Source organism: Brucella daejeonensis, assembly GCF_014199265.1.
GTDB classification, from domain to species: domain Bacteria; phylum Pseudomonadota; class Alphaproteobacteria; order Rhizobiales; family Rhizobiaceae; genus Brucella; species Brucella daejeonensis.
Genome location: NZ_JACIJG010000017.1, coordinates 1 through 22,137 on the forward strand (window position 1 = coordinate 1; position 22,137 = coordinate 22,137).

Below are 22,137 nucleotides of genomic sequence, written 5' to 3' on the forward strand. Positions count from 1 at the left end.
GCGTCACAATCCATCGCTGATCTCCAAAATCAGCCTTGAATCCGATTTCTCGCATCGGGGGAACCCTAAATCCTTAAATCGTCACCACGCTCTAGCAACTTTATGTATCTAGTGGATTTTTCGAATTTGACGTTTGAAGCAGCATCTCATTCAGTCGGGATTCAAACGTCAAATTCAATCCACTAGTCGGCTTTCGGCCAAACACAACCGTCAATCTTCGGTCAACGGCAGCACGACCCGGACTGCAAGTCCGCCGCGCGCCCCCTTCCCCAGATGCAGGCTGCCGCCATATTCACGAACCGTATCCTGGACGATGGCAAGACCGAGGCCGGTGCCCGGCTTCGTTTCGTCAATGCGATTTCCGCGCTTCAACGCCGCTTCGATCTTGTCGGGAGCAAGCCCCGGCCCGTCATCCTCGATCAGAAGTTCGAACTGCCGTTGGCTTCCCATAACGGGCGCCAGCCCGATCCCGATATATTTGCGGCCCCATTTCCCTGCATTTTCCAGAAGATTTCCGACAATCTCCTCCAGATCTTCGCGTTCGCCCGCGAAAACCGCTTCGGGCAGATCGTTCCTGAAGGTCACGCTGAAAGCCGGGTTCAGCTTCGCGGTCACGCGTTTCATGCGTTCCAGAACCGGGGTGACGGGCGTGCGGAAGACCACACTGTCCCGCTGCGCCGCGATGCGGGCCCGTTGCAGATAATGCTGTATCTGCACCTGCATGGCCTCGCTCTGTTCCTGCACGATACGCCCATGTTCGCCGCCCATGCTGCGCGCCTCGTTGACGAGGACGGAAAGCGGCGTCTTGAGGGAATGGGCGAGATTGCCGACCTGTGTCCGCGAGCGTTCGACGATGCGCCGGTTATTTTCGATCAGAGCATTCATTTCGCTGGCGAGCGGCGCGATTTCAACAGGGAGCGACGCGTCGAGCTTCGATGAACGTCCCTCGCGAATATCGGTCAGGGCCTGCCGCACCTTGTCCAGCGGACGCAGCCCGAACAGGATCACGGCGGCATTGATGAGAATACTGCCGATGCCGAAGATTCCCAGATAGATTGCAAGGCTGGTCCTGAAATCGGATATTTCCTTCAGGACCTCGCTGAGATTGCCCATCACCCGGAAACGGGCAACGCGGTTGGCATTGTCCAGCACCACTTCCGTTTCGACGATGAACAGTTCCTCGCCGTTGAGGCCCGGCAAGGTATAGCTGCGCATGAAGGAGCTATCGAACGGAGCCTGCGCGACCGGCATTTCCGGCACCAGGCGTCCGATGAGCGAGGGGGACTCAAGTTTTCCGGTCAGGTTTGGCGACAGCGGATCGACCGACCAGTACCATCCCGAAAGCGGACTGGAATAGCGCAACTCGCCAAGCTCGGGCCGTCCTTGCAGTGTACCGTCGCCGGAAATGCTGACGGCGCCGACGAGGCTGAACAGATGGGCTGTCAGAAGACGCTCGAAATTGCTGCGCGCGGCATCGCCATAAAGCGAACCGATGAATGTCGCCACCACCACGAGCGCGACGATGACCCAGATCGTTGAAAGGGTGACGACGCGGACTGCGAGCGACCGCAGCGGAAAGAGGCGCAGAAGCTTCAGTTGCCGTTCCCTTTCGCTTCGCCCTCGCCGCCATCCGGCGCTTGCGAGCGGATGCGGTATCCCATGCCGCGCACGGTTTCGATCAGGTCGACACCCATCTTCTTGCGCAGACGGCCGACGAAGACTTCAATCGTGTTGGAATCGCGGTCGAAATCCTGATCGTAGAGATGTTCGACCAGTTCGGTACGCGAAACCACCTCGTCCATATGGTGCATCAGATAGGACAGGAGCCGGTATTCGTGCGAGGTCAGCTTCAGCGCGGCACCATCGACACTCACCTTGGACGTCTTGGTGTCGAGATAAAGCGGGCCGCAGACAAGTTCGGACGAGGCATGGCCCGCCGCACGGCGGATCAGCGCGCGCAGACGCGCCAGCACTTCCTCTATATGGAACGGCTTGGCCACATAATCGTCGGCACCGGCGTCGATACCGGCCACCTTGTCGCTCCAGCGGTCACGGGCGGTCAGCATCAGCACGGGCATGGAACGCCCGCTGCGCCGCCAGCGTTCCACGACGCTGATACCGTCCATGCGCGGCAGGCCGATATCCAGCACCACCGCATCGTAAGGCTCGGTATCGCCCAGATAATGGCCTTCCTCGCCGTCATAGGCGCGGTCGACGACATAACCGGCCGCGGCCATCGCTTCGGAAAGCTGGCGGTTCAGGTCCTTGTCGTCTTCAACGATCAGGATACGCAAGCGGACATTCTCCCTCAATTCATGAAAGACAGCGGCGAAAGCCGTTGCTATTGAGCGGGAACAGCCACTTCGACGCGGCGCGGACGTTCGCCATCGCGTCCCGGCACCAGCACGACGACCACGCACATGGGGCGGCCGTTCTGCGTGGTGGCGGTTGCCTTGGCAAGCTGGCCGCCCTGCTGGGCAGCCACCTTTTCACCGACAGCCGCGCAATCTCCGGCAGCGGCAATCACGAGACTGGACTTCTGCGGCGCAGCAATCGGCAAGGCGCCGGCATCGACCGGCAACAAGCCAATACTAACCGCGAGGAGCGCGAAAACTTTGAGTGCAGAGTTCTGTTTCATCATGCCGCCTTATATAGCGCCCGGCTTCTGAACGATGCATGAACAAACGTTCTTCCCGCCAAGGCCCAAAGGAAAATTCAGAGTCTGACTATCACGCTTTGTGAAATTATGAAATGCGTGAAGTTGCTCCGACGCGCCCGATTACCGTAACAATTCCGGCTATTGCGGTCGCCAGTTGCAGCACAACATCCGTTAGCGCGCCCTGATTGATCATGTCGGTGGCCACGCCGAAAGCACTGGCCAGCGGCAGACAAAGCGTCACCAGACCGGCCCAGACCGTGCGCGAAAGATACCAAGATTTTTCCGTGTCCATATCATTTCCTCTCAATTCGTTATTGCCACGTCCAGAAGCGCGAAATCTCCCGGACCGCTCTTTGCGCCGATCATCGCGACGCGGAACTGAAACGCCGCATCGCCCATGTCGGCCTCTCTTTGCGCCCACTCGTAAATCCATGAAGGGGACAGCGCCTGACTGCTTCTTGCAAGCAGGCCGTTCCGCCAGATTTCGACGCGATAGGCCTCGCGCTCTTCACCCAGCGGAATATCTTCACCGAGCCAGTCATCGGCATCGATGCGCCCGCGCCTGATCCAGTTGAAGACGAGATCGCCATCGGGCAGTCTCGTCATGTTCAGATGAACCGGGCTTGGCGGACGCAAGCCGCGCAGACCGCCCTGGGCCCGAACCGTGTCGAAGAACTCGGAAGAAAAGCTTTTCCCCGCCGTTCCCACACGCCAGTTCAGTTCAAGCCCGATTTCCGAGGCTTGCAGACCGGCCGCAGCCACCGCCCCGTCGAGAAGCACGAAAGGCGTCTCGACTTGCTTGACCATGGAAGCGGCAAGCTCGGTTCCCAACTGCCCGCGCAACAGGCGGGTAAGCTTCCAGCGGTTGAGGCCGATTTCCTCCGCCTCCAGAAACTGGAACACTTCCCATTCGCCACCGTCCGCGCGCAGCAGCGCGGTATTGGCTCCGTTCAATATCTGGGAAAGCGGCCGCGATTGCAGTTCGCCCGCATAAAGCGCGACCTCGACCGCCTGCCCTTCGATCAGGCGTCCGCTCGGCCCGCCGTCAAGCGGCGCGGTCAGTTCGCCCATGATTGCCCGGTTCTGTACGATCGCGCGTTCCGCAAAACCGTCGTCGGAAGGCGACGCGAACACCGCCGCGCCGCGCCATGGCTTTGCATGACAGGCGATGCGGAACTGTGCCGCCGGGTCTTCCGCGCCCGGCCAGAGCGGCAGATCGATAAGATGGAAGACCGGCTTCATGTCGAGCGCCGGACCACCGGGCGGTCGCGTCGGCGTCGTACCGTGGTCGGCAAGGGCGATGTTCGGGGCGAGCGCAACCGCGCGAACGGCGCGAACCTCGCCATCTTCAAGCCCGGTCACGGCATAGTTTCGCTCTCCGTCCAGAACGCCAAGCCGCACCCGGTCGCCGACATGGAGCGCCGCCGCCGACCATGGCAGCGAGAATTGCGCCGTGCGGCGTTCGGCATGACGCCGCGCCATCCAGGCTTCGGCGAGCGCGCTGGCCGGCCCCTGCTCCATGACGCCCGAAAGACTGAGCGTTTCCGTGCCCTGCCCCTCGTCGCGGCGCACGGACGCGCCCGCAATCTGGAAATCCCGCAACGGATCGTTGCAGTAAAGCTGCGCCACCGAGGGCAAGTCGTCCCGGTCCTCGATCACCGCCGTCAGCGCCTCACCTTCGTCCGGCTGAACGAAATCGGCAAGCGCCAGCGCCGATCCGGCGCGCGCAATGCTTTTGAACACGAAGCGCCCGGCCTGTTCATAGCCGTGGACGCCGAAGACATTCAGGAGCGGTTCCAGCACGCCCCGCGCGCTCGACGGCTCGGCGACGACAAACCCGGAAAGGTGGCCGTCAGCACCGGCGCAATCCGCCTCCGGCAGATCGAAATCCTTCAGGATCGCTGCAATAAGTTCATCCAGCGACACGCCGCTGATGCGCCCGTTCAGCCAATGGCCGAGCCGCCAGTTGGCCGTATCGCCCCACAGGTCTGCGGCAAGCGGAAACTCCGGGAAGGGCCGCGTATCCCAGGACCAGAGATAGATGCGATCCGTATCCAGCATCGGCCCGCCATAGACCGGCGAGACGGGATTATTGCCCTGCCAGTGTCGGTAATGCGCCCGCAGGAAGCGATCCATGCCTATATCCGCACGCGACCCGTTCGAAAAATAGGGCGTAGCATTTTCCGACGATTTCGGATCTGGAAAGACATTCGGCTGGTTCGGGCCCTTGTCGACAGCGGGACAGCCGAGTTCGGTGAACCAGAACGGCTTCGACCGGGGCACCCAGGCAGTCGGTTCAGGCAATTCGGCGCCTGCGATTCGGTTATAATGCCGGTTGCTCCACCAGCCTTCGAGGTCCTTGTATCGATAGACCCACGGCTTGCTCGCAAGACCGTCCGCGATGGGCAAGCGCCTGCGCGCCTCACGGTCCCCGGCGCTTGCATAAAACCAGTCATAGCCCTCGCCCGAAGCCACCTGGCCGGTGAGGCCGTCAAGATCGTAGGCCGTTGCAAAACTATCCGGGTTGCCGCCGTCGAGATCGCCGTCACGCCAGTCGGCAAGCGGCATGTAATTGTCGATGCCGATGGCATCTATGGCAGGGTGAGCCCAGAGAGGATCCAGATTGAAGAACAGATCGCCGGTGCCGTCCTGTGCCTGATAGCCGAAATATTCCGACCAGTCCGCGCCGTAGGTGATCCTGCAACCGGAACCGAGCTTCGCCCGCATGTCGGCAGCAAGCGCGCATAGATGCGTCACGAAAGGAAAGCTTGCCTGACCGTCGCGAATGCCGGTCAGGCCGCGCAGTTCCGATCCGAGCAGGAATGCATCGACGCCGCCTGCCTCTATAGCAAGATCGGCGCAATGGTGGAGGAAGCGGCGATAGCCCCATTCCCCTTGCACGAAAGCCTGCACCTGTGTCGCCGCGCCCGCGGCTCCGTCAGGCGAACCCGCCATGCCGGTCGCCGGATGACAGGTGACACGGCCGCGCCACGGATAGGCGGGCTGGCCGACCCCGCCATAGGGAGACGGAAGCTCGTTGCCTTCCGGTACATCCATCATGATGAAAGGATATAGCGTAACACCAAGGCCGCGCGCCTTCGCGTCGCGGATAGCCGCGATCACGCTCGCGTCGGACGGCGTTCCGCCATAGGCCGCACCCTCGCCGCTCGTCGATATCAGATGCGCCTCTTCACGGGTGACGTTGTCCACCCGCCAGACGTGGCTCGGCTTGCGGGCGGAAAGGCTCGTCACGCCGGGGCGGATGCGGCAGGAACCGGCGCGCAGATCGTCGCCGAACCATGGCAGCACGATTGCGACATGGCGCAGGCCCGGACAAAGCGCCTGCAATTCATCCATGGAGGCAGTCCAGTCGCTGCGGCCGCGCAGGATATTGCGGTTGATCCAGCGCTTCTGGCCTGCCAGCGGCTCATCGCTGACCGGATCGGGCGACAACCCGAACTCCGTCGAGCCGGGAATGAGAGCCACGGCGCGGACCGAACGCGCCACCGCACCGACGGGCCGCATCACCTCGAACTGGAATTGCGGCAGACGATTGCCGAACCGGTCGAGCGGGATACGCTCGAACACCACATAGGCCGTGCCGCGATAGGCCGGTGCATTTCCCACCCCTTGCTTGGCCTCGATCAGCGGATCGGGATCCTGCATTTCAGTGCCGTGACAGACCCGCATTTCGATTTCGGTCAGGTCCAGTTCCTGTCCGTCCGCCCAGACGCGGCGGATACCCGCAATCGTCCCTTCCGCGACCGCATAGGCGGCATTGCCGAAATAGCTGTAACTGGTGACTTTGGGTCCGCCCTTGCCGCCCTGGCGTTCGGTGGTCTTCTGCTCTTCGAAACGCGTCGCCCAGATCAGCGTGCCCGAAACCCGTACCGTGCCATAGACGAAAGGAAGGGCAGCGCCTTCCTCGGCGGTTGTGACACGCCCCGCGTTCAGGCGCGCGCCTTCTATATGGCGCGTGGAATTGATGAGCGCATTGTCGATGGCATAACCGCCCATCGCGCCGAGACCAGCACCGATAGCGGCGCCGACAGGCCCGAAGATGCCGCCGACCGCAGCACCTACCGCCTGCAAAACAATTGTGGCCATGGATCAGATTTTCCGTTCGGGAAAGATGAAAATGCCCGCAAGGCGGTTTCGCCATTGCGGCACCAGCGCCGAAGCCATCACACGATGCCCCTGATAGGCGTGGATGAACCGGTTTTCATGCGCCATGATGCCGACATGCTTGGCCGCAAGCCCGGCCCGCCAGCGAAACACGACGAGATCGCCCGGCAGGGGTGCCGACGCCTCCCGCTTCGCCATATGGCGCGACGCCGCCTCCAACAGGGGATCGCCCGGCGCGACTTCGGCCCAGTCCGGCGCATAGGCACCGGGCGTTTCCGGCTCCGCGCCGTAGAGGATTCTCCAGACACCGCGCACCAGACCGAGGCAATCGCAACTGACGCCACGCGTCGAGGCGCCATGCCGGTAAGGCGTTCCGATCCATCGTTCGGCCTCGGCCAGAACCTGTTCGGCAATCGTCATGATACGAGCGCGCTCCCGTCATATTCGCTGCCGCCATCGACATAGGCAAAAGCCGCGTCATTGCCCGGCAGATGCGGGAAGCCGCGAAAATTGAGATGGTTGGAGAATTTCGCCTTGCAGGTGGCAAAGCCCTTGTCGCACCCGGCAATTACACGAAAGCCGTCACCCGCAGAGACTGGCATAACCGGCGGTTCGGCGAGTTTCAGGACAGGTCCGGCATGGCTCACGACACGGACCGTCCAACCGGAGTTGGGGCCGCTTGTCCAGGTCAGCCTTCCTTCGGCGAACCAGCCGGGCGCAAAACCGTCCAGCCCCACTGCCGTCAGTTCGCCCCCGACAGCCGCAAGCACCGTGCAGTCGGCGAAATAGCGCGGATCGGCGACCGGGACGGCGCAGCGGCTATCGCCGAAATCCGCGTCGCAATTGCGCAGCACCCGCCGCCCGCGCACGGCATCAAAAGCGGCGGCGGCGCCTTTCAGTTCCATCACGAAACGACTACCCGAACGGCTGATCCTGCCCGCCGTCCAGCGCCGCAGCAACATATGCTGTTCCGGCGCGGACCAGTTGACCAGATAGACCTCGATGGAAGCCCCGTCATAGCGGCCCTGTTCGATGTCGATGTCGCTGATCCTGGCCGAGGACAGCGCGCCCTCCACTTCGCCGCCCGCTACCGACAGGCCGAGCGTCGTCGAAGCTTCGCTGCTGTTCAATCCGGTCAAAGGTTCGCAGGCAACCCCGTCGACCGACAGCGCGCGGTCGTGATCGGTGAAGCCCAGAACCATGCCATCGCTTCTTCTTATAAGCCAGGCGAAGCAATGGCTTGTCACCTCGCCCTGCAAATGTGATTCAAGTTCGGTGGGAACGGGTATCATGACTTGACCTCGACGATGGGGATCGACGGAATTTCACCCGCCTGAAATGAGGCGATGCTCGCGGTCAGCCGCTCTGTGTCGAAGCGCACCGGCACATCGAACAGAAAGCCTGCGGTGATGTCCGCCCCGGATGCGGGCGCGTAATCCGGCTGGAACGTCACCGTTCCGGTGACGGGATCGACGGTGAAGGCTTCGCCTTCGGGCAAGGCCGCACCGGCAACCGCCACGGTGACGGACCCGACAACGGGGTGGGTGATGATACGGTCATGGCTTTCGTAGCGTTTGACGAGCTGGAAGCTCGCCGCCACACCGTCGCCCGTGCCGATATGCTGATCGGTTGCTGCGGGCGGCGCGCTGCCCACAGCCGACGAGAAATCGAACGGATCGCGAAAGCGGAATGTATGAAGCGAGCCGTGCCGCGCTTCGAAGAAAGCCAGCACCTGCCTGAGATCGTCGAGCGAGCGCAGGCCGGTTCCGGCATCGAAATGGCGGCGGGAACGCGCCCAGCGGGCATTGCGCCTTTCGTGGCCCGAAGTGAGCGCCACGATTTCGTTGCGCCATTCCGGCCCGCCTGTCGCTCCGAAAGAGACGCCGAGCGGAAAGCGCACATCATGAAAAGCCTCGATCATGCTCAAAGCCTCCGTGCGCCGCGACGCACGGCGCCCGCCAGCATTGTGGAAAGCTGGGCTTCCGACTTGCGAAACGAGGATGCGTCCGGCGACACCATATTGAACACAACCTGCACAGGCTTGCCGCCGTTTCCTCCCGTCGCGACGCCGAGACGCCCGTCGCTGCCGCGGGCAAGCGGCAGGATGGCTTCGGCACCCGCTTCGCCTGTCAGGCCGAGCGCGCCGTTGCCCATGCCGAAATAGGTCGGGCTGGACACCACGCCGCCCCTGGCAAAGGGCATGATGCCGCGAATGCCGCTGAACAGCCCGCCCATCATCGATGCCGTGAGGTTCTGAAGCGGCTGCATTCCGGCAGAAAGCGCCGTGCCTGCAAGGCTGGCGGCAAGGCCGTGCAACACATCCTCAAGCCCCTTGCCGGACATGATCGCGCCCTTGAGCGCGGAGGTCAGGCTGTTGCCGAAGCTGGACGAACGCTTTTCAAGATCGGTCAGCGCGCGATCGAATGCGCTCGTATCCGCGTTGACGGATACGGTCAGGGTTTCATCTGTCATTTTATACCTGTCGGGGTTTACCTGTCGGGAAAGGCGCGCATCAGCGCTTCGAGCGATTGTCGCGAGGGCGCATTGAAGACCGGAACGACGGGGCCGAGCGCGGCGCTGAGTTCACGCGGCGTCATCGACCAGAATACCTGCGGAGACAGCCGCAGCAGACCGAATCCCATCCGCATCGCCTCACCCCAGGGAAAAGGTGGCGGCGGCGGAGAATTCGATTCAACTGCGGCATTCAAGGGTTTGGTGTGGAATCCTTATCAGGCGATCCGAAAGTAACCGTCAGCAGCGCGGCGACGATACGGGCAAAGCCCGCCGCTCCGCCCTCGGCGCGCATGTCGGCCACATCCTCCTCGCTGACCGAATGACCGCCGCCGCGAAGCCCCGCACAGATGATGCGCTGCATGTCGCGGGCCGATAGCCGCCCGCTGGAGAAGCGCGCCGTGAGATCGGATAGATTATCGACTTCGAACGCCGATTCCAGTTCCGCCAGAGCGCCCAGCGTCAGGCAGAGCGTCCAGTCGCGACCGTCGAGACGGGCCGCGATTTCGCCGCGATGGCGATTGACCATCACAGCGCCTCGCTGAATGTGATGAGGCTTGCCGATTCCAGCGCAATCTCGAAAGTCACCTCGGCATCGTGATTGCCGCCATATTCCAGAGCGGTGATCTGGAACGGGCCGCTGATCGTGCCGAAATCCGGCAGGACGATCTGCCAGTCGCGGATCTCTCCCTCGAAGAATATCCGGCGGATCAGCGCGTCGGACGCCGCGTCCTTGAAAATGCCCGAACCGCTGACCGATGCCCGCTGGACACCGCTGCCCGCCAGCAATTGCCGCCAGCGCCCGGCGGCATCGGCATCCGTGACATCCACGGTTTCGGCGTTGAAGGCGACGCGCTTGGTGCGAAGACCCGCGCAGGTTTCAAACATGCCGTCGTCGCCCGCCGTCTTGAGCAGGATATCCTTGCCCCTCTGTGCTGCCATTGTGATTTCCTTGTTTTCCAGGTGTTTAGAGCACAATCCGACCGGAGTGAAACGAGGATCGATAAGATTATGCTTGAAATAGAAAGCGTTAGAGCGCCGATCTGATTCAATCAGATCGAAACGCGCTCTAACCGACCGGCTCCGTCACGGCGCGGTAACGCATGGTGCCGAGATAGCTGCCAAGGCCATCCGTATTGCGTGCGAGAACCTCGGTCAGCATCAGGTTCACCAGCCTGTGGCCGTTGACCTCAACCGGCATTCCATCGAGCCGCGTCGCAATCTTCGCGGCAATGTCGAGCACGCGCTTGCGCCCGCTTTCGCGCGCCCAGATCAATATGTTGAGAAAATGCTCGCCGCCCGCCTCCGTCGATGTATTCCAGTCGCGGGTGGCCGTTTCACCGAGCGTTACGCAGGGGAAAGGCCCCTTGGGCGGAACATGATCGTAAATGTGCTCGCCGCCAATCGATTCAATGAGTTCGTCGTCATTCTTCAGGGCCTCAAACAGTGCCCTCTGCAATGCTGCCGCGCCGTTCTTCATGCCTGTCTCCGCCTGCTCCACCGGTCTGGTAAATGTCGCCACCCCTCGATGACGGCATGGGTTGAACCGCGACGGTTTCGCCGGCCGACAACGCTTTCCAGCGCAGCGCGCGGACGAGACCGTCGAATGTAACCTGCATTGAAAGCTTCACCGTCCCTGCTCCGTCGCCAGACAGATGAGGTAGCGCCCGCTCTCGTCCGGGTCGTGGACGGAGCGCAGCGAGAAGATGCGCCCGCCCTTGCGCAGTCGCATGGCCGACGACAGATCGGGGCGAAACCGCAGCAGAATGCGATGCGTCACTTCAGGCCGCGGCCGGGCGCCGAAATCCTTCTGCGAGGTCGAAACCGGCTCGATCCGTCCCCAGACCATGCCGATCTCGTCCCAGCTCTCGTCATAACCGCCCATGCCGTCGGCAATCGGCTGCATCGCTTCCAGCGCCAGCTCGGATGTGAGTTGGCCCGGATCGATGAAGAGGACATTGTTCATAGCGATACCCGCCGCCAGCTATCGATCATCTGGGCGATGACGGGCGGAAAGCTGCGCGGTGCGGAGGCCGCATCGACACCGGCGCGCGATTCGTAAAGATGCGCGGTAAGCGTCAGGACCGCCTGTTTCAGGGCATCCGGCACCTCGACGCCGCTTTCACCGAAACCGGCCACGAAATCGACTTCAAGACCGACGAATTCCGACGCATCGGGATATTGCGCCATATAGAGCCGCTGAGGCCTGCGCCCGTGATGCAGGATGAACTCTTCCGGCGAAAAACTGATCGCGGTTCCGTCCGGCCTGTAGGCCACGACGGTCGTCACCATCTTTACGGGATATTTGAACAAGGCGAGACGCCCGGAGCGCGGCCAGCGATCCACACGCAGCCGCCACGTCTGGTCGATCAGGGACAGACCTGTTTCGGATTCGATGATTTCACGGGCGGCCGCGATCAGACGGCGCAGGATATCATCCTCGCTATCGGTGGAAATTCGCAGGAATGCGCGTGCATCCGCAACCGTCACCGGCTCCAGCACCGGCGGCGTGACAAGAAACATTGTCATATGTTTTCCCCTAGATTCTAACTTTCAAATCAGTCAGTCGAATAAGAACCTCTCCCGGAGATTCACCTGCTTGCGGGCAGGAAACTACCTGCCAAAACCGGCAGGTAGCCCCGAAATCCACTGCAAAAACTGACAGTTTCAAACCGCATGTTCCATCAGGCGGAAAATTTCAGGAGCTTGATTGCTTCAAAGTCCTGCACGCCGCCGCCCACGCGCTTGGTGGTATAGAAGAGCACGTAGGGCTTGGCGGAATATGGATCGCGCAATACGCGGACGCCGATACGGTCGACCACCAGATAGCCGCGTCCGAAATCGCCGAAGGCGATTGCCGGGCTGTCGGCGACGATATCCGGCATATGTTCGGCCTCGACCAGACCGAACCCCATCAGGGAAGCCTTCTCGCCAACGGCGGAGGGCGGCTGCCAGAGATAGTTGCCGTCATTGTCCTTGAGCTTGCGCAGCACGCTCTGCGTCTTGCGGTTCATGACGAAGTTGGCGTTCTGGCGATAGCCGGCGCGAAGGCCGTAGATCAGCTCAATGAGCTTGTCCGACGGGTCCTCCTCCGGCAGGGCGCCCGCCACACCGGTCGCGATGTGGCCGATCTTGCCCCAGGTCCAGGCATCGTCCGCGACGCTTTCGTAATCGAGAAAACCGCGCGGCTTGTTGACGCCATCGCCATTGACGAAGGCATCGCCTTCCTGTTCCGCGAAGGCCGTTTCCACTTCGTCGGCAATCCACTGCTCGACATTGACCGCCGCATCGTCGAGAAGCGACGCGGTCGCGGCGGGCATGGCGTAGATCTCCATGGTCGGGAACTGCAATTCGGCCAGCTTGGCGGAAGCCGTCTGCGGACGTTCATCGGTTTCGCCGACCCAGCCGGTCGCCGGACCGCTGACCGAAAACGGCTTTTTGAGAACCGCGCCCGAGACCTGACGCACACCGGAAATCCCCCGGACCGGAGACAGGACCGCAAGCCTGCGGCCAATTTCCGCTTCCAGCTCGGAAGGCACCAGATAACCGCCGTCCGGGCCGGAAGCGTAGGAATGCGCCTTCTGCTCGATTCCGCGCAGCGCCTGTTCGTCGCCACGGCGCAAATAGCCGTCGAAAGCCTGCTTGTGCTCGACATCGGCAAGCGGCGCCACACCGCCCAGCGGCGGGCGCGACTGCTTCAGGACATACTGGTCGAGCGCCGCCTTCTGTTCGTCGAGCGCGTGGTTGATACGCTCCACCTTGTCGCGCAGCAGCACATCGGCATCGACGCCCTTCTCGACCTTTTTCAAGCGCTCGTCATTGGCCTCGCGAAAAGCCGAAAATGCGGTCATGAAATCGTCGAAGGCCTCGGAGACATCGCCGTCATTATGGGCAAGCGCCTTCGTTTCCGCGCTCTTGGTTTCGAGCGCGATTGCATGGGTTTTTTCCATGTTCATCCTGTGATTTGTGTTTCAGATCATTGTTCTGGCAGCGTCGCGCATACGCTGCGCGAGGCTCGTTTCGTCCGGCAGAAGAGCGTCCCGCCCCTGCCTGTTCCAGCCACGGGCCAATGCCGCGAAGCCCTTCGCTATCACGGTTTTCGCCGCAGCCCTGCTCAGCCCCGCATCCCGCGTGAGCCAGCGTTCGAATTCGCGTATTGTCGGCAGACCCGCCTTGACGCTGCTGACGCGCGCCTCAGGCAGCATCGGAAAGGTGACGATCGAGATTTCCCAGAGGTCGGCTTCCACGATATGACGCAGTCCCGTGCGCGCATCCTTGCGCGCCCTGACGGTGCGAAAGCCGATGGACAGGCCATCCAGCCCGCCGCTGCGCATCAGTTCCAGCGCATCGCGCGCCCGCGCAACGCCCTTGGCAAGCCTGCCCTCCACATAAAGACCGCGCGCATCCTCGCGGATCGCGGTCCACACGCCGATCGGTTCGGCGGCATCGTGCTGCCACAACATGCGCACGCCCGACGCGCGCCGCCTGCCGAGAGAACGGGCGAAAGCGCCCCGTTCGATCACGTCATTGCCAAGGTCCGGCATCCCGAAGACGCTGGCATAGCCGGAAAAGCTGCCGTCCAGCTCCACGTCCTCGATGGCGAGAGCTGCCCGTTTGGTTTCCAGCCGCAGATCAGATTTCGCCATTGCGGCCCCTTTCAGCTGGCAGGATTCCGGGTATGGGCGCCTGTTTCAGCCGCTCGGCAAAGCGCCTGAACACGCCAAGCGCCGACCAGGCGGCGAGGCTTGCGGCGGCTGATCCCATCAGCATCAGTTCAGCCCTGCCAAGAAGGCCGTCCAGCGCCAGCGCCTCGGCAATCTTCACGCCCGCGGCCCCGCCGAAAACCATGCCGCAAATGATGCCGACGGCAAAGCGGATCGCCGCCTCGCGCCTGCCATGCGGCAGCATATAGGCGAGCGACACCGCCGATCCCGCCACCGCGCCCGCCATCTTGGCGAACCATATCCAGGCGGGCCCGGAGGCAAGGACAGTATCGTTGAGGTCGGTCATATCGGTCTCCTTCTCGAATGCGGAGCTGAATGCGGCTGGTAGCCGACCGCATCGCGTTTTTCCTCATCGGTCAGAAACGGCGCATCGGAAACGCGCCGCCACAGCGATTCCCGCTCCGCCGACAGCCCTTCGATACGGTCGATATCGTGATCGAGTTGCAGGTCATCGCCAAAGCGCGGGCCAAGCCAGCCGCTGAGCGCCTTGGCCGTGCGACCGATCAGCGGCAGCACCGTCAGCCGGTAAAAGGCGCGGTTGGCTTCCGCATAATTGGCGTAGGTGTTGTCGCCCGGAATACCGAGCAGCATGGGCGGCACACCGAAAGCCAGCGCGATGTCGCGCGCCGCGCCATTCCTGGCTTCGATGAAATCCATGTCCTGCGGGCTGTAGCCCATCGCCTTCCAGTCGAGACCGCCCTCCAGGAGAAGCGGGCGTCCGGCCCCGGATGCGCCCGTATAGCCATCTTCCAGTTCCTCCTTGAGACGCTCGAACTGTTCTTCCGTCAGGTTGCCGCCGTCTTTCGGCGCATAGACCAGCGCACCAGAAGGGCGGGCAGAATTATCGAGCAGCGCCTTGTTCCAGGCGCCCGCCGCATTGTGGAGGTCGAGCGCCATCAGGGCCGCTTCCAGCGGTGGAAAACCGTAGTGATCATCCAGCGGGTGAAACAGCTTGAGCTGCAATGCGCTGGCAGCAGGGCTTCCGATCGAAAGACGTCGGCTCGTGCCGCCCGAACGATAGTTGAGCGCCAGCGGCCAGCCTTCGGCATCGGTCTCGACGCTTACACGCTCCGGGCGCAGCAGATGCAGCTCCATGCCGCCGCTCGGCAAATCGACACGTTCCACATAGGCATTGCCGGAAATCAGCAAATGGCCATAAAGCCGCTCGAAGAATGTCGCCCCGTCCAGGCCGCCCTGCGGCCGGGCGATCAGATCGAGAAGCGGATGCGTCTCATGTTCGGTCGCGCCCTCATAAAGCAGCCATGGTATGCTGCTCGCCGCATCGGCGATCATCCGCACACAGCGATGCGCGACCGGATTGCGCATGAAGCCTTCACGCGCCAGCGACGTATAATCCCGCGCAATCCACGACGCGCCGCGCTCCATATGCAATGCGACAAAACCGTTCGCCATTTTCGTCTGACGCGAGGCGTCGGACTTCGTGGCTGATACGGGCGCGTTTCGTCGCCCCGGCCATTTTCGGACCCAGTTCCATGCCATTCGATGGCTTCTCCAACGTTATGAAAATTCAGCCAAACCGGCGTATGCGCGGTTTGCGTTCGGTGCCGAGCATCAGTTCGCTGAGCGCCCAGACAAGCGCGTCGAGCCGGTCCGGCGACCTGCCGCTGGAAAGACCGCCCGGTGCGAAATCGCACATTTCGTCCTCCAGCGCCGGAAACCGACCGGCATGGCGGATGCGCCCCTGTTCGTAGAGCGCGGCCACCGGCTCCGCCCGCAGAAATTTGCCCCGCGAAGCGTGGCGCTTGAGCACCGGCACCGCCGCATCTTCGGCGGCCAGCACCGCCGCCACCATCTCGCCGCCCTGATTGACCTCGGCGACAATCGCGTCGGCCTCATGGGCGTGATAAAGCGCGATGGCCCTGCGCGCCCATTCATGCGGCTTTGCGGCGCTCATGCTTGCATCGGCCAGAACATGGGCCTGCCCTTCCGCGTCGAGGCCGGCCACGACGATCCCGCAGGCATCCGATGCCTTGCCCGACGAAGCGGGCGGGTCGATAGCCACCACGATGCGGACAAGCTCCGGCGTTCCGGTTTCGAAACATTGCTCGACAAGATCGCGCGTCCAGAGTGCGCCCGCGCGTTCCTCGATCAGTTCGCCGGCCAGTTCCTGCCTGCCAAGCCTCGTGCCCCCGTAACGACCGTTGACCGCTTCCAGGAAGCCGGTCGCCAGATTGGCGGCGTTTTCCTCCGTCCGCATATGCGTCATCGAAACGGAAACATCCGAGACCAGTGTTTTCAGAAGCGGCACGGCGCGCGGCGTCGTGGTGACGACCTGCCTCGGAAACGTACCGAGGCGCAGGCCGAATTGCAGCATGTCCCATGTTTCCTGCGGGTTTTTCCATTTCGCCAGTTCATCGCACCATGCAGCGTCGAATTGCGGGCCGCGCAGGCTGTCCGGGTCTTCCGAGGAATAGAGCGAAGCCACCGCGCCATTGTCCCACAGGAGCCTGCGGCGCGTCGCTTCATAGCGCGGGCGCGCCAGCCGCGAGACCGCCAGAATGCCCGACGGTCCGTCCACCATCACCTCGCGCGCATCGCCGAAGGTTTCGCCGACCAGCGCGATGTGCCCGCATTTCGCCGCCGCGAAAGGCGGCAGGCCGAGCGCCATGCCCGATGTCCATTCTGCCCCTGCCCGCGTCTTGCCGGACCCGCGCCCGCCCAGAATGAGCCAGACGCGCCAGTCGCCGCCGGGCGGCAATTGCGCATCACGCGCCTGAAGCAGCCATTCCGCCTCCGCTGCCGCAATTTGAGGCGGCGTCAATCCGGCCAGCCACGATTTCCCGTGCCCGCCTTTCCGCAAGTTCTTCGATTCTCCTGCTTATGCGCTTCAGCGCCTTCCGCGCCTCGCCGACCGTGGTCACCATGCCCCCCATGGCGGGGAGACCAGCCACCTTCTCGTCTGAGGCGAGTTCGCCCACCGACTTCACCGCGCGGGCAAGTGCGGTCAGCGCTTCCGCCTTGCTCTTGTCCGGCAGTTCCTCACCATCCAGCAGCCGCTTCAATTCCGCCTGCAGGCGCTCCAGAACAGCGTTCCGCTCCCGTTTCCGGGTATCGGCCTGTTCATTCGAATTTGTGAGTTTCAGGCGCTCCAGGCGGTTGAGATACTGGCTGACCGGCAGAGACAGCAGTTCCGCCAGATCGGCGGGATCGATGCCGTGCGCGGTCTGCAACTGGTGCGCCAGGCGAATACGCGCCTCACTACGCGCCAGCCTGTCGAGAGTTCTAAAATGTGCATCCACAATCTTGCAATCGCTCTATCTGCCTTTTTTAAAAAAATGCCCGGAGAGCCGATCCGTCCGCTTTCCGCACCTGACTGTCGTGTGTCTTGTGTGTCCGGGCCGGTTTCGGTCGCAATTCTTCGACTGTACGGAAAACCTAACAAAGCACCGTTACGCAGTCAAGGATTTTTTTCCTATAAAAGATTATTTTCCTTCTACGTAAGGCTCCAGCGCTTTAACCATTTCAGATGAGGTGTGGCTTATTTATCTGCTATGATGAAAATACAAAGTCCGCCTGTCTGCGAAACCAACCGTGCCGAAGTCAGAGTCCATGCGTGAAGCGGAAGATAAAGCCCCCGAAAGCGGGAAGCGCAAGCCGTTCAGGGTTTCGCGGCTGATCGGGCTTGACGCGTGGATCGATTCCTCGCTCTACGGCCTGCGCTACAATCTGGGCGAGTGGTGGGAGAACGTCACGATCTTCTCGCGGCACTTTCGCGTGCGCGGGTTCCGCCGTTTGGTGGTCGAGGTTCTGGACGAAGGCTTTACCCTCGGCGTCTCCGGCGCGGTTCTGATGCTGGTCCTCGCCTTGCCCGCCTTCGAGGAGACAAAAAAGGACTGGCGCGCGCAGGACGACTATGCCGTCACCTTCCTCGACCGTTACGGCAACGAGATCGGCCAGCGCGGCATCCTCCATCGCCAGGCCGTGCCCATCGACGAATTGCCGGATCACGTCATCAAGGCGGTGCTCGGCACCGAGGACCGTCGCTTCTTCGATCATTACGGTATCGATTTGTGGGGGCTGACCCGCGCGCTCAGCCAGAACATGCGCGCCAATGGCGTGGTTCAGGGCGGCTCGACGATCACCCAGCAATTGGCCAAGAACCTGTTCCTTTCCAACGAACGCACCATTGAGCGCAAGATCAAGGAAGCCTTTCTCGCGCTGTGGCTGGAAAGCAATCTGAGCAAGAAGGAAATCCTTCAGCTCTATCTCGACCGCGCCTATATGGGCGGCGGCACGTTCGGCATCGCGGCGGCTTCGGATTTCTATTTCGGCAAGAACATCAAGGATGTCTCGCTCGCGGAAGCGGCGATGCTGGCGGGGCTGTTCAAGGCTCCGGCCAAGTTTGCGCCGCATGTCAACCTGCCCGCCGCGCGCGCCCGCGCCAATGTCGTGCTTTCCAACATGGTGGAAAGCGGCTTCATGAGCGAGGGACAGGTGGCGGCGGCGCGCCGTCATCCGGCCAGCGTCATCGACCGCGCCAAGAACGAAAGTCCCGATTATTTCCTCGACTGGGCGTTTGAGGAGGTGAAGAAGGTCGCGTCCTCCATTCCGCAGCATACGCTGATCGTGCGCACGACGCTCGACCGCAATATCCAGAAGGCAGCGGAAGAATCGCTCGAATATCACCTGCGCCAGTTCGGGAAGGAATATAACGTATCGGAAGCCGCGACCGTCGTGCTGGCCAATGACGGATCGGTGCGGGCACTCGTCGGCGGGCGCGATTATGGCGAGAGCCAGTTCAACCGCGCCACCAGGGCGTTGCGGCAGGCAGGCTCGTCCTTCAAGCCCTATGTCTATGCGGCGGCAATGGAAAAGGGACTGACGCCCAGCACCATCGTTTCGGACGCGCCGATCAGCTGGGGCAACTGGTCGCCGCGCAATTACGGCCGCAGCTTTGCAGGCCGCGTGGACCTGACCACCGCGCTCGTCCGCTCTCTGAACAGCGTACCGGTGCGCCTTGCCCGCGATTATCTCACCACCGCGCCCGTTGTCGCGCTGACCAGGGCGATGGGTGTGGAATCACCGATCTCCTCGCACAAGACCATGGTGCTCGGCACATCGGAAATGACGGTGATGGACCAGGCCACGGGCTTCAACGTGTTCCCGAATGCGGGCATGGCCGGAAACCGCCACCCTTTCACGCAGATCGTTTCGGCGGACGGCAAGGTGCTTTGGGATTTCAGCCGCGACGCGCCGAAGCCGCACCGCGCATTGTCGGAAAAAGCCGCGCTGGAAATGAACACCATGCTTGTGCAGGTGCCTGAACGCGGCACGGGTCGCCGCGCGGCGCTGCCCATGACGCGCGTCGGCGGCAAGACGGGCACGACCCAGAATTACCGCGATGCGTGGTTCGTCGGCTTTACCGGCAATTTCACCGCCGCCGTCTGGTTCGGCAACGACAATTTCACGCCGATGAAGGGTGTGACCGGCGGCGTCCTGCCTGCCATGGCCTGGCAGCGCATGATGGCCTATGCACATCAGAACATCGAGTTGAAGCCCATTCCGGGCGTGACGCCGCCCTTCCCCGCACCACCCGGGAAGAGCGAACCGCAGGTGGCGAATGCCGCACAGGAAGAAACCATGGCCGCACCGCCGCGGGTCCTCTCGCCGATGTCGACAAAAGTTCTCAAGGAGTTGCATGATCGCTTCCTTGCCGCACCGCCTCTGCCCAAGATCGCCGAGCGTGCGAAAGTATCGGTACTCTGAGGCGCGATGTTCAAGACAGTTTTCAAGGTAGCGATCGTGCTTGTGCTGGCGCTTGGCGGCGGCATCTGGAGCGTGGATGTGATTCTCGACCGCTTCGAAGGGTTCGGAGAATTGCGCGTCGGCGTGTGGAGCGCCTATCCGGCGGCGGGTACGCCCGATGCCGACCCCTATTCCAAGGCGCGCGCCGCCCGGAAGGCCTATCTGGCGCTCGGAACCGCTGAAGGACTGCCCTTTTATGCGCGCAGCGACAATAGCGGGCGGGAACTGAAACGCGGCTGCACCTACCGCCTGAGCGGAATGACGCCGCCCACCCGCTTCTGGACCGTCTATCCGGCAGCGCCCGATCTCGAACCGATCGCACCGCGCGCGGGATTGCAGGAAGCGCTCCAGTCCCGCGAAGTGCTTTATGGCGACGATGGCAGCGTGACGATCACCATCGGCCCCGATGCGGCGCCCGGCAACTGGCTTCCGGTCGAAGGAAGCGGCGATTTCGTGCTAGTGATGACGCTTTACGACACACCCGCTGCTTCCTCGTCCGGCCTGTCCGATCTGGTCATGCCCGCCCTCGTCCGGGGCAAGGAGGCCTGCCATGGTTAGCGTAAAGATGGCTAGCCGAAAGTTCGAAAGCCTGCGGCCCGCCCGCCTGCTCCGCCTTCTTCTTCTGGGAATCATCGGCGCGGCAATCGTCCATATTGCAGTGCTGTTCCTCGTTCCGGTTTATTCCGACATGAATGCATGGTCGCGGATAGAGACCGGCAACGAGGCCTATCGTTTCCAGCGGCTCGACCACAGGACCGGCCCGGTGGGCGACCGCGATCCGCTGATCGTGGAGGCCACCTGCCGCTTCGATCTGGCCGACGGTCCGGTGCACATGATGGCAGGCTCCGACGTGCCCTACTGGTCGCTGTCGATCTATGCGCCCAATGGCGACAACCTCTACAGCCTGAATGACAGCGTCTCCAACGAACGCATCCTCGATCTGGTCCTTGCCGACCCGATAGGCATGGCGAGCCTGCGCTCCGATGGGAGGCGGGCTGGCCTGCGTTCGATCCTGATCGAGCAGAACATCGGCGAAGGCGTTGCGGTGCTGCGTGTTTTCGCGCCCGATCCGACATGGAGCGCGCAAGTGCAGCGCTTTTTCAGGGAAGCGCAGTGCGCGCCCTTCGAGGGAACGTGACCGGCCCGCATGACGGGGTTCATTCCGTCACGGTTAATGAGTTGCTAAGGCTTCATTGCTACTATTCCGGCTACCGACCCATGCGGGGAACATTTCCGTCTTTTCCGGCCGCGCCGGCGACGTGAATGCGATTTGGGGCGGGCGAGTGTGTGCCTACCGGAGTAATCTGCGTGACAAATGATCAGTTCCGCGCCCTGGAGGATATTTCAGGCCACCGGAGCCCATCGAATTCCAAGGCTGGCAACAGCAAGGCGGACGACCTTCTGGCGGCCGCCATTTCGGCGTTTTCGGGGATCACGCGCCCCGGACGGCAGGACATGCAGCAGCTTGAAGATCTGGCTGTGCCGCTTCTGCAATGCGCGACCACGCGCGGCAAGCGACACGCGGCCAATGCGCTGGCGCAACTGGAAGACGCGCCGCGCCGCCTCGTTCTGGCTCTGGCTGGCGAACCGGTGGAAATTTCCGCGCCAATCCTGCTGCGCTCGCCGATCCTGCGCCCTGCCGACCTGATCGAGATCGTCGGCCGGAACGGCCTCGCCCATGCGCGCGCCATTGCCCGACGCCAGTGCGCCGACCCTCTCCTGCAAGATGTTCTGCACAGTTTTGCCGATCCGACCGTGGATCGCACCCTTACCCTTCAGGCAAGCCTTGCCGACATCGAAGCCGAACCGCTCCAGAAGCCGGACGTGCCCGACCTTTCCGCCGCCCATACGCCGCTGATGACGGAAGACAGTTCCGAGCGTCTGGCGCGCTCGCTTCAGCAGCCCTTTTTCGACGCGGGCGCGGCAATGGGCTCGCAGCACCTCATCGACACCGCGCTCCTGATCGACAGCCATTTTTTCCGCATCGCACTCGCCGATGCGCTGGACCTGTCCTTCGATCGGGCTGAGGCGATCATCGGTCATTGGCCCGATTCGCATCTGCCCATCGCGCTCAGGGCGCTGGGCCTCACGGCTGCCGAATGTTATCTGGTGATGATAACGGTGCTTGGTCCCATCGAAACCAGTCGCGACAGCCTGCGGGAATTCGTCCATATCTACCGTTCCATCGACCGCGAAAAGGCCATGGCGCTCGTGCGTCGCTGGAAAGCGGAGGATATGTCGGCGCTCCTGCGCGGCAAGCTGCGCGAAATGGCGCAAGCCGAAGACGATGCGCCACTGGTGGACGCCGCCAATACCGACCGGCCATCGCAACAGCGGTCGGTGAAATAGAGC

At 62.5% G+C, this 22,137-nt stretch carries 26 protein-coding genes; 4 read left to right on the top strand and 22 right to left on the bottom strand.

The features are described 5' to 3' along the window. Positions 1-210: 210 nt before the first annotated feature. The 22 genes from FHS76_RS17670 to FHS76_RS17775 all read right to left on the bottom strand — a co-directional run bounded on the left by FHS76_RS17670 (position 211) and on the right by FHS76_RS17775 (position 17,279). Positions 211-1,509, bottom strand: a complete 1,299-nt coding sequence (locus FHS76_RS17670) for an ATP-binding protein (protein WP_183655848.1) — start codon at positions 1,507-1,509, stop codon at positions 211-213. Between the two features lie 83 nt (positions 1,510-1,592). Next, a complete protein-coding gene (locus FHS76_RS17675) occupies positions 1,593-2,294 on the bottom strand; it encodes a response regulator transcription factor (RefSeq protein WP_183655851.1) in 702 nt (233 codons plus the stop codon). 47 nt (positions 2,295-2,341) lie between these two features. Then, positions 2,342-2,638: a hypothetical protein gene (locus FHS76_RS17680; protein ID WP_183655854.1), complete on the bottom strand. Its 297-nt coding sequence runs from the start codon at positions 2,636-2,638 to the stop codon at positions 2,342-2,344. Positions 2,639-2,744: 106 nt separating this feature from the next. Next, a complete protein-coding gene (locus FHS76_RS17685) occupies positions 2,745-2,951 on the bottom strand; it encodes a hypothetical protein (RefSeq protein WP_183655858.1) in 207 nt (68 codons plus the stop codon). Positions 2,952-2,962: 11 nt separating this feature from the next. After that, entirely contained in the window at positions 2,963-6,766 is a 3,804-nt protein-coding gene (locus FHS76_RS17690) for a baseplate multidomain protein megatron (protein ID WP_183655861.1), read from the bottom strand. A 3-nt stretch (positions 6,767-6,769) separates the two neighbouring features. Then, positions 6,770-7,204 (bottom strand): NlpC/P60 family protein, encoded by a 435-nt coding sequence (locus tag FHS76_RS17695; protein WP_183655864.1) that lies wholly within the window; start codon positions 7,202-7,204, stop codon positions 6,770-6,772. Next, on the bottom strand, positions 7,201-8,076 hold the full coding sequence (locus FHS76_RS17700) for a DUF2163 domain-containing protein (RefSeq protein WP_183655867.1): 876 nt from the start codon (positions 8,074-8,076) through the stop codon (positions 7,201-7,203). The genes FHS76_RS17695 and FHS76_RS17700 overlap by 4 nt, the downstream gene beginning before the upstream one ends. After that, entirely contained in the window at positions 8,073-8,705 is a 633-nt protein-coding gene (locus FHS76_RS17705; protein ID WP_183655869.1) for a DUF2460 domain-containing protein, read from the bottom strand. Before FHS76_RS17705 ends, FHS76_RS17700 begins: the two co-directional genes overlap by 4 nt. A 2-nt stretch (positions 8,706-8,707) precedes the next feature. Next, positions 8,708-9,256, bottom strand: a complete 549-nt coding sequence (locus FHS76_RS17710) for a phage tail tape measure protein (RefSeq protein WP_183655871.1) — start codon at positions 9,254-9,256, stop codon at positions 8,708-8,710. Between the two features lie 17 nt (positions 9,257-9,273). Then, positions 9,274-9,492, bottom strand: coding sequence for a rcc01693 family protein (locus tag FHS76_RS17715; RefSeq protein WP_183655873.1), 219 nt, complete (start codon positions 9,490-9,492; stop codon positions 9,274-9,276). Further along, positions 9,489-9,824, bottom strand: coding sequence for a gene transfer agent family protein (locus tag FHS76_RS17720; RefSeq protein ID WP_183655875.1), 336 nt, complete (start codon positions 9,822-9,824; stop codon positions 9,489-9,491). The genes FHS76_RS17715 and FHS76_RS17720 overlap by 4 nt, the downstream gene beginning before the upstream one ends. Next, positions 9,824-10,237: a phage major tail protein, TP901-1 family gene (locus tag FHS76_RS17725; protein WP_183655877.1), complete on the bottom strand. Its 414-nt coding sequence runs from the start codon at positions 10,235-10,237 to the stop codon at positions 9,824-9,826. Before FHS76_RS17725 ends, FHS76_RS17720 begins: the two co-directional genes overlap by 1 nt. Positions 10,238-10,364: 127 nt before the next feature. Beyond that, entirely contained in the window at positions 10,365-10,775 is a 411-nt protein-coding gene (locus tag FHS76_RS17730) for a DUF3168 domain-containing protein (RefSeq protein ID WP_183655879.1), read from the bottom strand. Then, positions 10,735-10,914, bottom strand: a complete 180-nt coding sequence (locus FHS76_RS17735; protein WP_183655881.1) for a hypothetical protein — start codon at positions 10,912-10,914, stop codon at positions 10,735-10,737. Before FHS76_RS17735 ends, FHS76_RS17730 begins: the two co-directional genes overlap by 41 nt. Positions 10,915-10,922: 8 nt before the next feature. After that, on the bottom strand, positions 10,923-11,261 hold the full coding sequence (locus tag FHS76_RS17740) for a phage head closure protein (protein ID WP_183655884.1): 339 nt from the start codon (positions 11,259-11,261) through the stop codon (positions 10,923-10,925). Continuing rightward, positions 11,258-11,824: a head-tail connector protein gene (locus FHS76_RS17745; protein ID WP_183655887.1), complete on the bottom strand. Its 567-nt coding sequence runs from the start codon at positions 11,822-11,824 to the stop codon at positions 11,258-11,260. The genes FHS76_RS17740 and FHS76_RS17745 overlap by 4 nt, the downstream gene beginning before the upstream one ends. 155 nt (positions 11,825-11,979) lie before the next feature. After that, positions 11,980-13,245 carry a phage major capsid protein gene (locus FHS76_RS17750; protein ID WP_183655890.1) on the bottom strand — a complete coding sequence of 422 codons (1,266 nt, stop codon included), beginning with the start codon at positions 13,243-13,245 and terminating at the stop codon, positions 11,980-11,982. Between the two features lie 21 nt (positions 13,246-13,266). After that, positions 13,267-13,941 (bottom strand): HK97 family phage prohead protease, encoded by a 675-nt coding sequence (locus tag FHS76_RS17755; protein WP_183655893.1) that lies wholly within the window; start codon positions 13,939-13,941, stop codon positions 13,267-13,269. Next, the gene (locus FHS76_RS17760) at positions 13,928-14,305 is read right to left on the bottom strand and encodes a DUF6107 family protein (RefSeq protein WP_183655896.1); all 378 of its coding nucleotides are present in this window, start codon (positions 14,303-14,305) and stop codon (positions 13,928-13,930) included. The genes FHS76_RS17755 and FHS76_RS17760 overlap by 14 nt, the downstream gene beginning before the upstream one ends. Beyond that, entirely contained in the window at positions 14,302-15,519 is a 1,218-nt protein-coding gene (locus FHS76_RS17765) for a phage portal protein (RefSeq protein ID WP_183655899.1), read from the bottom strand. The genes FHS76_RS17760 and FHS76_RS17765 overlap by 4 nt, the downstream gene beginning before the upstream one ends. Before the next feature lie 28 nt (positions 15,520-15,547). Beyond that, on the bottom strand, positions 15,548-16,810 hold the full coding sequence (locus FHS76_RS17770) for a DNA-packaging protein (RefSeq protein WP_374828648.1): 1,263 nt from the start codon (positions 16,808-16,810) through the stop codon (positions 15,548-15,550). After that, positions 16,746-17,279 (bottom strand): hypothetical protein, encoded by a 534-nt coding sequence (locus FHS76_RS17775; RefSeq protein ID WP_328700519.1) that lies wholly within the window; start codon positions 17,277-17,279, stop codon positions 16,746-16,748. Before FHS76_RS17775 ends, FHS76_RS17770 begins: the two co-directional genes overlap by 65 nt. 292 nt (positions 17,280-17,571) lie before the next feature. On the opposite strand from FHS76_RS17775, the gene FHS76_RS17780 reads away from it, so the two are divergent. From FHS76_RS17780 to FHS76_RS17795, 4 genes are all read left to right on the top strand, one after another. Beyond that, on the top strand, positions 17,572-19,746 hold the full coding sequence (locus tag FHS76_RS17780; RefSeq protein WP_374828644.1) for a transglycosylase domain-containing protein: 2,175 nt from the start codon (positions 17,572-17,574) through the stop codon (positions 19,744-19,746). Between the two features lie 6 nt (positions 19,747-19,752). After that, entirely contained in the window at positions 19,753-20,343 is a 591-nt protein-coding gene (locus FHS76_RS17785) for a DUF1214 domain-containing protein (protein ID WP_183655905.1), read from the top strand. Beyond that, the gene (locus FHS76_RS17790) at positions 20,336-20,923 is read left to right on the top strand and encodes a DUF1254 domain-containing protein (RefSeq protein WP_235992748.1); all 588 of its coding nucleotides are present in this window, start codon (positions 20,336-20,338) and stop codon (positions 20,921-20,923) included. Before FHS76_RS17785 ends, FHS76_RS17790 begins: the two co-directional genes overlap by 8 nt. A gap of 170 nt (positions 20,924-21,093) precedes the next feature. After that, positions 21,094-22,134, top strand: a complete 1,041-nt coding sequence (locus tag FHS76_RS17795) for a DUF2336 domain-containing protein (protein WP_374828645.1) — start codon at positions 21,094-21,096, stop codon at positions 22,132-22,134. Positions 22,135-22,137 lie beyond the last annotated feature (3 nt).